8 protein-coding genes are annotated in these 9982 nt (G+C 67.8%); 2 read left to right on the forward strand and 6 right to left on the reverse strand.

All coding sequences use genetic code 11. The features are described from left to right. The 4 genes from QH196_RS05980 to QH196_RS05995 all read right to left on the reverse strand — a co-directional run bounded on the left by QH196_RS05980 (position 1) and on the right by QH196_RS05995 (position 3133). Entirely contained in the window at positions 1–966 is a 966-nt protein-coding gene (locus QH196_RS05980) for a DUF389 domain-containing protein (RefSeq protein WP_280414735.1), read from the reverse strand. Positions 967–1049: 83 nt separating this feature from the next. Next, a complete protein-coding gene (locus QH196_RS05985; RefSeq protein ID WP_280414736.1) occupies positions 1050–1811 on the reverse strand; it encodes an AIM24 family protein in 762 nt (253 codons plus the stop codon). Further along, entirely contained in the window at positions 1808–2506 is a 699-nt protein-coding gene (locus QH196_RS05990; protein WP_280414737.1) for an AIM24 family protein, read from the reverse strand. The genes QH196_RS05985 and QH196_RS05990 overlap by 4 nt, the downstream gene beginning before the upstream one ends. 3 nt (positions 2507–2509) lie before the next feature. Next, entirely contained in the window at positions 2510–3133 is a 624-nt protein-coding gene (locus QH196_RS05995) for an AIM24 family protein (RefSeq protein ID WP_280414738.1), read from the reverse strand. A gap of 235 nt (positions 3134–3368) precedes the next feature. Between QH196_RS05995 and QH196_RS06000 the strand changes: the two genes are divergently transcribed. Together QH196_RS06000 and QH196_RS06005 are read left to right on the forward strand one after the other, a co-directional pair. Beyond that, on the forward strand, positions 3369–4718 hold the full coding sequence (locus QH196_RS06000; RefSeq protein ID WP_280414739.1) for a TerD family protein: 1350 nt from the start codon (positions 3369–3371) through the stop codon (positions 4716–4718). Between the two features lie 20 nt (positions 4719–4738). Further along, positions 4739–6301, forward strand: coding sequence for a TerD family protein (locus tag QH196_RS06005; protein WP_280414740.1), 1563 nt, complete (start codon positions 4739–4741; stop codon positions 6299–6301). A 156-nt stretch (positions 6302–6457) separates the two neighbouring features. Here the strand turns inward: QH196_RS06005 and QH196_RS06010 are convergent, their stop codons facing one another. After that, the gene (locus QH196_RS06010; RefSeq protein WP_280414744.1) at positions 6458–8191 is read right to left on the reverse strand and encodes a glycosyltransferase family 87 protein; all 1734 of its coding nucleotides are present in this window, start codon (positions 8189–8191) and stop codon (positions 6458–6460) included. 186 nt (positions 8192–8377) lie between these two features. Continuing rightward, the coding region (locus tag QH196_RS06015) for a transglycosylase domain-containing protein (RefSeq protein WP_280414741.1) at positions 8378–9982 on the reverse strand (1605 nt) is incomplete at its 5' end.

Consider the following 9982-nt stretch of genomic DNA (forward strand, 5'->3'; position numbering starts at 1 on the left):
TCAGAGCATCCGGCGCCGCGCCCGCGCTTCGGTACGGGCCCGGCGCAACGAGACTCGCGACCAGACCACATCCTGCAGCGCCAGCGTCGCCCAGCCGGCCAGCGCCATCCCCGCCAGGTTCACCACCAGCTGCAATGCGCTGCCCCAGATCGCGGTTCCGGCTCCGAAGGCGAGGCCGAGCGCGATATTCCCGGCGGCCGGCACTGTTGTCACCGAGATGAAGACGCCGACGAGGGCACCGGATTTGGCCGAGGTCAGCGAGAGCACCCCGGCCGCCGCCGCGATGAGCGCGACCACGAACGACCACTTGTCCGGGGTGTAGATGAACGCGGTCTCGGGCCGCTCCCCGGTGACCACATCGGCGGTGATCCAGCCCAGCAGCCGCGCGCCCACGGCGGCGGTGAAGGCGAGGAAGATGGCCGCGACGAATCCGGCCAGCAGGGTGGCGACCGCGCGGCCCAGTAGGGCCGGGCGGCGCCGGACCAGCGCCACGCCCAGCGCGGCGATCGCACCGAATTCCGGGCCCAGCACCATGGCGCCGATCACCAGGATCTGGGAATCCACCACGATCGCGATACCGGCGAGGATGGTCGCCAGGGTCATGAAACTCAGGTAGGTCCAGTTGAGTTCGGTTTCCTCGTAGGACCGCTGTGTCACATCCGCCCACACCACCGAGTCCGCGCTGTAGCCCGGGGTGCGCAGCTCGGCCAGATATCCCGACAGCGACATCCAGGTGCGCACCGGCTCCAATTCGATACTGCCGTGATGGTGCAGGCCGGTGGCGCGCAGCCGTTCGACGATATCGTTGGCGGCTTCCCGGGCCAGATCCGCCAGAATCACATCGCCGGCGGGGCGAATCGCACTACCGCGCAGCACCGCCAAACCGCTTACGGCGTCGTCGGATTCGAGAACGCCCAGCACCTCGTCGGTCAGGCCGGCCGGTGACATCACCCGCAGATGCAGCATGGGGCCAAGTCTGCCCGGTCGGACCGGCTTTGCCTACGCGGACGAACCGGACACCAGGGGTGTGTTGCCCGTTCGGGCCCCGGTCAGTGCCCCTGCTGACCCGCCAGTTGCTGCGCGATAACACCCTGCAACCGTTGCAGGCCGGGCACCGTGATCCCGCTCTGCAACTGTCCTTCGATGGTGCGGATCAGGACCGAGTCGCTGAGCACCTTCTCGCTCGACTGGATCAGCACCGTTCCGGCGCCGGTGAAATCGAACTGGCGTTCCTCTCCGGAGTTCACGCCGAAGGCGGCCGCGCCCGCCGACAGGAAACCGGAAACCCACCGCTGGTCGTAGTGATGGCTCGGCGACGGGCAGTCGGCCCAGCCCACCAGCGATTCCGGATCCACCCGCAGCGGCGGCTCGGCGAAGATCACGGGACCGTTCGAGGAGGCCAGGAACTTGCCGGTGCCGATGAGGGTGAGGAAGCCGGGGACGATCGACTGGTTCAGCGACAGCCCCGGTTCGAAGGCGAGCAGATTCGCGGCCCGGATGGTGAGATTGCCGTCGTCGAGATCGTAGGAGTTGATGTCGTAACCGCGGTCGCCGATCAGCAGTTTGCCCTGTCCTTCGGCGACCACATAGTCCCCGGTGAACAGCGGGGCCGAGAACTGATGCGCCACCATATGCATCAGCTGGCCCTGCAGCCCGTGGGTGAGTGCCTGGAACCGCATCTGGCCGTAGTAGGCGATCATCGCGCCCTTGCGCATGAACCAGGGTTTGTTCAGGTCGATGCAGTAGGCGTAGCTGTTGCCGGGGATGTTGTCGCTTTCCCCGAGAGTCATCGGGTTGAGAATCTCACTCACAGTTTCTCCTCCGACGCCTGGACGTAGACCACGCCTTGTCCGGCGCACTGCAGCTGCATGGCCTCACCGGACCCGCGCCCCACGGCATCCCGCCAGCTCACCGCGGCTTTCAGCTCGGTTTGCACGTTCCCGTAGGAGGCGATGAACGCCTGCGGGTCGACCACCACCGGATTGGGGCCGCCGATCGGCATCTCGAGATAGCCGCCATGGGCCAGCAGGACCGCGCTACCGTGCCCGGAGAGCTGGGTGGTGAACATGCCCTGGCCCGTGAGTGCGCCGGAAGCCGCACCGCGCAGCGCGCCCATGATGCCGCCGCCTCCACCACCGCCACCGGAGCTCCCGACAGAAACCACCGAGGTCTGCAGTCCCGCCGTGTAGGCCAGCAGCCGCGACGCTTCGACCTGCAGCATCGCACCCGGCTGGATCGGCACGGCATGCACCTCCAGTCCGGCGAATCCGTAATGCACCTGGCCCGTGCCCTGGGCGAGCATGGTGCGCTGATGTTCCCCGGCCATCATCCGGCCGGCCATCCGCACCAGGCCACCGCCCCCGCCCATACCGGCGCCACCCGGAATCTCGTGCGGCGCGAAGGACACATCGCCGGTGTAGAACAGCATCCCGCCGGTCCGGGCGACCACACCGCCCGCCGCGCCGACGTCGACCTTGACGACCTTCGAATTGATTTGCTCGAACATGCCCTACCGTTCCGCCGGTTGGATCGAGACCACGCCCTGCCCGTCCCACCGCAGTGAGAACGCCTCGCCACCGTCCTGCCCCATCATCGAGCGCCAGGACACATCGGTGACGAACGACTGGTTGAGGTTTCCGCGGGCGGCGACGAACGCATCCGGGTCCACCACCAGCGGGAACTGCGGGGAAACCTCGAGGTGGATGAGGGGCCCGCCCGCCGAGAGCAGGGCGACCTGTCCCTGTCCGCTCACCGTGGTGGTGAACAGTCCCTGCCCGCTGGACGCCCCGCGGACCCCCGCGAAACGTACATCGGTGCGCAGATTCCCGGCGAAGGCCAGCAACTGCTGCGATTCGACCTGCAGGGTTTCGTTGTTCAGGTTCACCACCGAGACGTACTGGCCGTTGACCGCCAGGAAGACCCGGCCGTTACCGCCGCATTCCATCAGCGACAGCTTCTCGCCCGTGGCGCGGCGTTTCATACCGGCGAGAACGCCGTCGCCGCCGCCGAATCCGGCGGATTTGAACTGGACGGCGCCCTCGTAGGCGACCATCGAACCGGAGATCGCGCGGATGCCGGAGTTCGCGAGGCGCGCCTCCACCACCTTCTTCGACTGTTCGAAGAGTTGTGCCATAGAAAGAATCGCCCGTCGTCGTCGCCACCCCGAGCACCGTTCCCGTACGGCGCCCGTCCATCGCCGCTACCCTAATCGCCGCGGTTCGATCGCGTCCATCCGTGTGGTCCGGCGGGCCGAGCCGGATATGTCAGCCGGTGGCCTCGAATGGCCCGCGCCGTTGTTAACGATATTTGCGGTGGGCGCGTATCTCGTAGAGTGGCACGTACACGCACCGACAAGCGAAGGGTCTGACTTGTCCGCAACACTCGCCAAAGGCCAGAACGGTCCCCTGGCCACTAATGACGTGGTGATTTCGATTCAATTGGCCGCCCCGGCCGATCTGTCCGCACTATTGGTCACCGAGCAGGGCAAAGTCCGGTCCGACGCAGATTTCGTGTTCTACAACCAGCCCAGCGGCCCCGGTGTGGACCTGCGTCCGGGCCCGGCCGGGCAGCCGGCCGCGCTGGTGGTGAACCTCGCCGCGGTACCCGCCGATATCGCCCAGGTGCGCGCGGTGATCACGCTCGACGATCCGAATACGAATTTCGGGCAGTTCGCGCCGCCGGTCGCCTATGTCTCCGATCAGTCCGGCGCCCAGCTGTTCGAGTACCGGATCGACGGTCTGGCCAGCGAATCGATCGTGATCGCGCTCGAACTGTATCGCCGGCAGGGTGCGTGGAAGGTACGCGCGGTCGGCCAGGGCTACGCCGGTGGTTTCGCGGCGCTGGTCACCGACCACGGTGTCACGGTGGATGATTCGGCCGCGCAGACACAGGCCGCGCCCCCGCAGGCCGCGCCCGCTCCCCCGCCGCAGCCGGCACCGGCCCCCCCGCAGGCGCCGATGCCTCCGCCGCAGGCCCCGGCGCCGCCGCAGGCTCCGCCTGCCTACCCGGCCCAGCAGCCGCCGCCCACCGCGCCCTATCCACCGCAGGGCGGGGGGTATCCGCCGCCGCCCGGACCGGGCTACCAGCAGCAGCCACCGCAGCAGCAGCCACCGGCCGGTGAGATCAGCCTGAGCAAAACCGGTCCGGTGAGCCTGCAGAAGGGGCAGCGGGTCAGTCTCCGCAAGGAGGACGGCGCTGCCCTCACCTTCGTGAAGATGGGCTTGGGCTGGGATCCGGTGCAGCAGCGCGGATTGTTCGGTAGCCGCACCGTGGATATCGACCTGGATGCCTCGGTGGTGATGTTCGCCGATATGAACCCCGTCGATGTGGCCTACTACGGTCAGCTCACCTCGAAGGACGGTTCGATCCGGCATCAGGGCGACAACCTCACCGGTGAAGGCGCCGGCGACGACGAGGTGATCCTGGTCGACCTCATGCGCATACCGGCCCATGTCAACAGCCTCGTGTTCATCGTGACCTCCTACAAAGGCCACACCTTCGGCCAGGTGCAGAACGCCTTCTGCCGGTTGATCGACGGCGCGAACAACGCCGAACTGGCACGGTATTCGCTCACCGGCGGCACCCCGACCACGGCAATGGCCATGGCCAAACTGTTCCGGGCCGGCGCGGACTGGAAGATGCAGGCCATCGGTGAAGGCTTCAACGCGAAACATCCGGGCGAGGCGATTCCGCAGCTGGGCCGGTTCCTGCAGGTATGAGTGGTAGCGGGGGACAGGATATGAAGGTCTTGCAGGCGGGTCAGAACATCGCTCTCGACGGCGGTGTATCCCGCTTCCAGGTGCACGCCGCGGTCCCGCTGACGGTTTCGGCGCTGGTGGTGGCCGCGGACCTGCGGGTGGAAACCGCCGCGGATGTGCTGGTTTCCGAACGCCCCACGGGGCCGGGTGTGCGGATCGAGGAGGCGGCCGCCGCGGTGGTGGTTACTCCCGCGGAGGTGCGCGCCGATGCCCAGGCGGTGCTGTTGACCGCTTCGGCGTCCGGTGCGCCGGGCGTGGTCACCGCGAGTCTCTCCGAAAACGATGCGCCGGTCGCCGAATTCGTGATCACCCCGCAGGCCGGGGAAACCGCGCTGATCTGCTTCGAGCTGTATCGGCGCGGTACGGGCTGGAAACTGCGTGCGCTCGGGCAGGGTTATGCGGGTGGTATCGCCGAACTCCTGCATGCCCACGGCGCCCAGGACTATGTGACAGCGGCGGTACCGGTCGCCGCTGCCACTACCACCGTTGCCGACGGTGCGGCCGTCTCCGGTGCCGCACCGCCACCGGCCGCCGAGGGCTCCCCGTTGGAGGTGGGGCACGGGCTGGAGCGGTTGTGGATGATCTTCGAAGACGCCGCCCGGTCGGCCGCTGCCCTGGCATCGGCCCGTGACTACGCGGCGCAACGGCTCGATCAGGAACTGTCCGCGGCGGTTTCGGACCCGGCGACCCGCAACACCCCCGCCGCCGATGCCGCGCGCACGGCCGCACAGGGCCGCTACGACGAACTCACCGCCACCGCCGAGAACAGCCACCAGCGCGACAGTGCCCAACTGCAACGGGAACTCGCCGAGGCGGACGCGGTACTACCCGCCGCGCTGGCATCGTGGAATTCGCCGGCCTGGGACCGCCCGGCGGCCCCCGCCGACGGTATCCGGCTCGGCGAGCTCTACGCACTGGACCGCGGTGCGCTACGGATCCCGTACTGTGTGCCGGTCCCGCTGAACCGGCCGCTGTGGGTGGATACCGAATCGTCGGCCGCGGTGGCTCCGGTGATCGGCGCGCTGCTGGCCCGTCTGCTGCGGGCCGCGCCGGGACGCCGCACGATTGTCGACATCATCGATCTCACCGGAGCGTTCACCGGTTTCACGGGAATGCTGGCGCCGGTACTGGCGGGACCCCCGATCAACGACCACGCCGATATTTCGCCACGGCTGCAACAACTCGCGGACGCCGCCGAACTCGCCGAAATGGCCTACAACTCGGGGCAGGGCGTACCGCCGGCCGAACATCGCATCCTGCTGGCGGCGGACTTCCCGCACGGCTATCAGTCGGCGGACGCGCAGCGCCTGGGCGCACTACTGGCGCGCGGCGATCTCATCGGGCTGTCCACCGTGATCGTCGGCGCCGACGAAACCGACTCCCACGACAACATGGTGGCCACACTGTCGCGTGCCTGCCGGCATCTGCCCACCGCTGCCGGAACCCCGCTGTTCGATCCGTGGACCAACAACGCCTGGCAGTTGGACCTGGACATGCTCCCGCACGAACCGGAACAACAGGCGAGGATTCTGCGCGCGAGCTGAGTTCCGGCACGCCGGCGGTGAGCGGGGTCCGGCGGGCCGAAACCATTCCAGGCCTCGCCGACCCGGCACCACTGCTGGTTTCGCCGGGGTCGATGGGTGTTCGGATCGAGAACTTCGAGTTCCCGCCGCGCCTGATCGAGGCGCGCGGTTGCCGGATCAGCCCAGGCGCGCGGGTGGCCGGGTCTCGAGCGGGCATGCGGGGGATACCGGCTGCGGTTCGGGCGAGGGTACTCGGCGCGTTCGCCGGGTCGCTGCGACGGCGCCGGTCCAATGGGTATCCAGGGAGATTCTGGGACGCAGGAACTGCGGGAGCCAGGGCAGCAGGGGGTCGGGAGCTCGGTCGACCACGCCGCCGACCGGGTCGTCCAGGTAGTCGCGGCGTACCAGGTCCTCGTCCGGGCGGTAGATCTGGCGGATGATCAGCACGCACAATCCGATCACCGCGAGGTCGCGCAGCAGTACGGTGCCGGTGAACCACTGCTCGGGCAGACCTTTCCGGTCGACGCCGAGGTAGTAGAACATGCGCGGTACCCAGACCAGAGCGTCGATCGTCATCCAGGTCAGCAGCAGACGGCGGTGCGGGAACGCCAGCACGGCGATCGGCACGAGCCACAACGAGTACTGCGGGCTCCACACCTTGTTGGTCAGCAGGAAGGCCGCGATCACCAGAAAACACAACTGCGCCAGGCGGGGGCGGCGGGGCGCGGTGAGACCGATATAGGCGATGCCCAGGCAGGCGGTCGCGAACAGCAGCAACGACACCATGTTCAGAATGGCCGGTGCTTCACCGTGGCGCAGCACACCGTCGAAACCGTTCCAGTCGGTGAACGACATCACCACGTTGTAGAGCGAATCCGGGTCGGCGTGACGGGTGGTGTTGAGCCGGAAGAACTCCCGCCAGCCGTCCGGGTACAACACCGCGATCGGCAGGTTCACCAGACCCCAGGTCGCCAGCGCGCCACCGGTGGTCAAACCGGCGGCACCCAGCGGGCGGGTACCGAGCAGCCGGGTCCGCGCCGGAATTTCGGCCAGCCAGGTGCCCAGGGAATCCGCGTCGCGCACATCGCGTAACCGCATCGACAGCTGACCACGGGGCGTGCGCTGCATCGGGTCGGCGCGCAGGCACAACACCAGGATCGGGCCGAGCAGCAGCAGCGGATACAGTTTCGCCGCGCCACCCAAACCCAGTAGGACACCCGCCAGCAGGGGCCGGCGCCGGGCCCACGCCAGCAGACCGCCGGCGGCGAAGGCCGTGGCGAGGAAATCGAAATTGGTGAAGGCGTGCACGATCACCAGGGGAGAACACGCCATCAGCGCGACATCCCAGATCCGGCGCCCGGCGAGCAGCGCGGTCGCCCAGATCGTCGCCAGCCAGGCCATCGACAAACCCAGCGCGACCACGTTGAAGTACAGCACCACCTGCAGGGCGCCCGGCAGCGGGCTGGCGTCCCAGGTTTTGGCCACCAGCATCGAAACGTACTGGTACAGCCCGGAAAGCACCGGATACTCCATATGCCGGATCTCGGTACCGCCGCCCGGGGCCTCCTCCACCCAATACTTCTTGTACGGGAAGGCGCCCTCGTTGAGCCGTTCGGCGCCGTAGAGCGGGACGGTATCGGAGTAGCACATGGCGGTGTACTGGCGGCCGTTGTTCCAGTCGAGCGAAAGCCCGCCGCCGGGAGTTCCGGTTTGCTGGATACAGCCGGCTTTGGCGAACCAGCCGAAGGCCAGGAAGATCACCGTGAACGCGAGCAGCACCCGCACAGGGGTCCAGAAACGGGCACGCCCGATAAGTGCGTGATCGCCTACCGGACCGCCCACCACGGTGCACAGCTGGGCGGCCATCGAATCGTTGCGGCTGGGTTTATCGCGCGCGTCGGCCGACCGCAGGTCAGGGGCGAGCGGTGCGGGCGAATCGTACCCGCGGCCGGTCTCCCGGTGGGTCGGTCCGTTTCCGGGCTCGTGCCCGTCGTCCGGCCCACCCACCAGTCGCTGCTCGCTCACGGCACCCGAGGTTACCTGTTAGCGGGGTCCGACCCGGACGGAGCCGGACCCCGGAGCGTGGCGGGCCGGCCGTCAGCCGCCCGTATCGCCGCTGTCGGTGCCACCCGGATCGGTGCCGCTGTCGCCACCGGAATCGGTATCGCCACCGGTATCGCCACCGCTATCGCTCTCGGTGCCCGCGCTCGGCGCCTGGGTGACCGTCGGCGCGGTCCCCTCGGCTCCGGCGGTCGGTTGCCCCGGCATCGGACCGGCACCGTTGTTGCCCTGTGGCTGACCCTGCGGTTGCGTCTGGCTACGCGGATTGGGTTGCAGACCGGGCACCGGGATGGTGATACCGGGCAGGATCTCGACCTGGCTCGGCTCGATCACCACCGGAGGTTCGAAACTCGGCATCGTCGTGGACGGTGCGGTATAGGGGGCCGTCCACTTCGGGACGCCCGCCTGACCCTTGATCGGCGCGGGTTTCGGGAATTTCTCGTTGGGCGTGCCCTCGAGGGCACCGTCCATCGTGTCCTTCCAGATATCCGACGGCAGGCTCGAACCGTAGATCATCGCGCCGCCGTAGTTGCGCAGCGGCGAGTTGTCGGTGGTGCCCACCCAGACCGCGGTGGACAGCGACGGGGTGTAGCCCACCATCCACGCGTCCTTGTTCTCGCCGGTATCACCCAGCTGCGCGGTACCGGTCTTGGCGGCCGAGGGACGGCCACCGGCGAGCCCGTGGTTGCGGGAGTACGCCGCGATCGGTTCCATGGCCGCGGTCACGTTGTCGGCGACCGCCTCCGAAACCCGGCGTTCCCCGGCCGTATCGCCGCGGTCCAGCAGTACCTGCCCATCGGCCGTGACGACCTTGGTCACGAAATGCGGTTTGTGGTACATCCCGGAGGCGGCCAGCGTCGCGTAGGCGGAGGCCATATCCAGCGGCCGGGCCTGGTACTGACCGAGCACGATACCGTTGTTCGGGCCGGCCCCACCGGGTTCGGTGAGCGTGGGACCCAGACCCGGAAGTTCTTCCGGAATGCCCAGTTTGTGGCCCATATCGGCGATCTTCTGGGGGCCGTTCTGCATTTCCAGCTGCATCCGGTAGAAGCTGGTGTTCAGCGACCGTTTCAACGCTTCGGCGATGGTGCAGACCCCGCAGTCTTCGCCTTCGACGTTGGTGATCTTGATGCCGTTGACCGTGACGGGCGTGCTGTCGTACATCTGCGACAGCGGAATACCCATCTCCAGGTTCTGTGCCAGGCCGATCACCTTGAACGAGGAACCGGTTTGCAGTGCGGCATTGGCGAAGTCGTAGCCGTAGCCGTCTTCACCGCCGTAGTAGGCACGTACCGCACCGGATTTCGGGTCGATCGAAGCCACCGCGGTACGCAGTTTGTCCGGTTCGCCCTCCATATTCGTACGCGCGGCATTCACCGCGGCCTGTTGTGCCTGGTGGTCGATTGTGGTGGTGATCTGCAGGCCGGCGGTGTTCAGCTGCTGTTCGCTGATCCCGGCATCGGAGAGTTCCCGCAGCACCTGCGCTTTGATATGGCCTTCCGGGCCCGAGGAATCGGTTTTCTGCCCGGTGGCCGCAGACGAAGACAGCACCTCGGGGTAGGTCATGCCCGCGCGTTCGTTGCGGTCGAGATTACCGCCGGCGACCATACCGTCGAGCACATAGTTCCAGCGGGCCTCGGC

The organism is Nocardia carnea (assembly GCF_029868325.1).
In the GTDB taxonomy this organism is placed as follows: domain Bacteria; phylum Actinomycetota; class Actinomycetes; order Mycobacteriales; family Mycobacteriaceae; genus Nocardia; species Nocardia carnea_C.

What these genes read in the sequence shown, in the direction of transcription:
- QH196_RS05990 (WP_280414737.1), bottom strand. Translation starts at nt 2,506, where the DNA reads ATGTTCGAGCAAATCAATTCGAAGGTCGTCAAGGTCGACGTCGGCGCG.
- QH196_RS06005 (WP_280414740.1), top strand. Translation starts at nt 4,739, where the DNA reads ATGAAGGTCTTGCAGGCGGGTCAGAACATCGCTCTCGACGGCGGTGTA.
- QH196_RS05995 (WP_280414738.1), bottom strand. Translation starts at nt 3,133, where the DNA reads ATGGCACAACTCTTCGAACAGTCGAAGAAGGTGGTGGAGGCGCGCCTC.
- QH196_RS05980 (WP_280414735.1), bottom strand. Translation starts at nt 966, where the DNA reads ATGCTGCATCTGCGGGTGATGTCACCGGCCGGCCTGACCGACGAGGTG.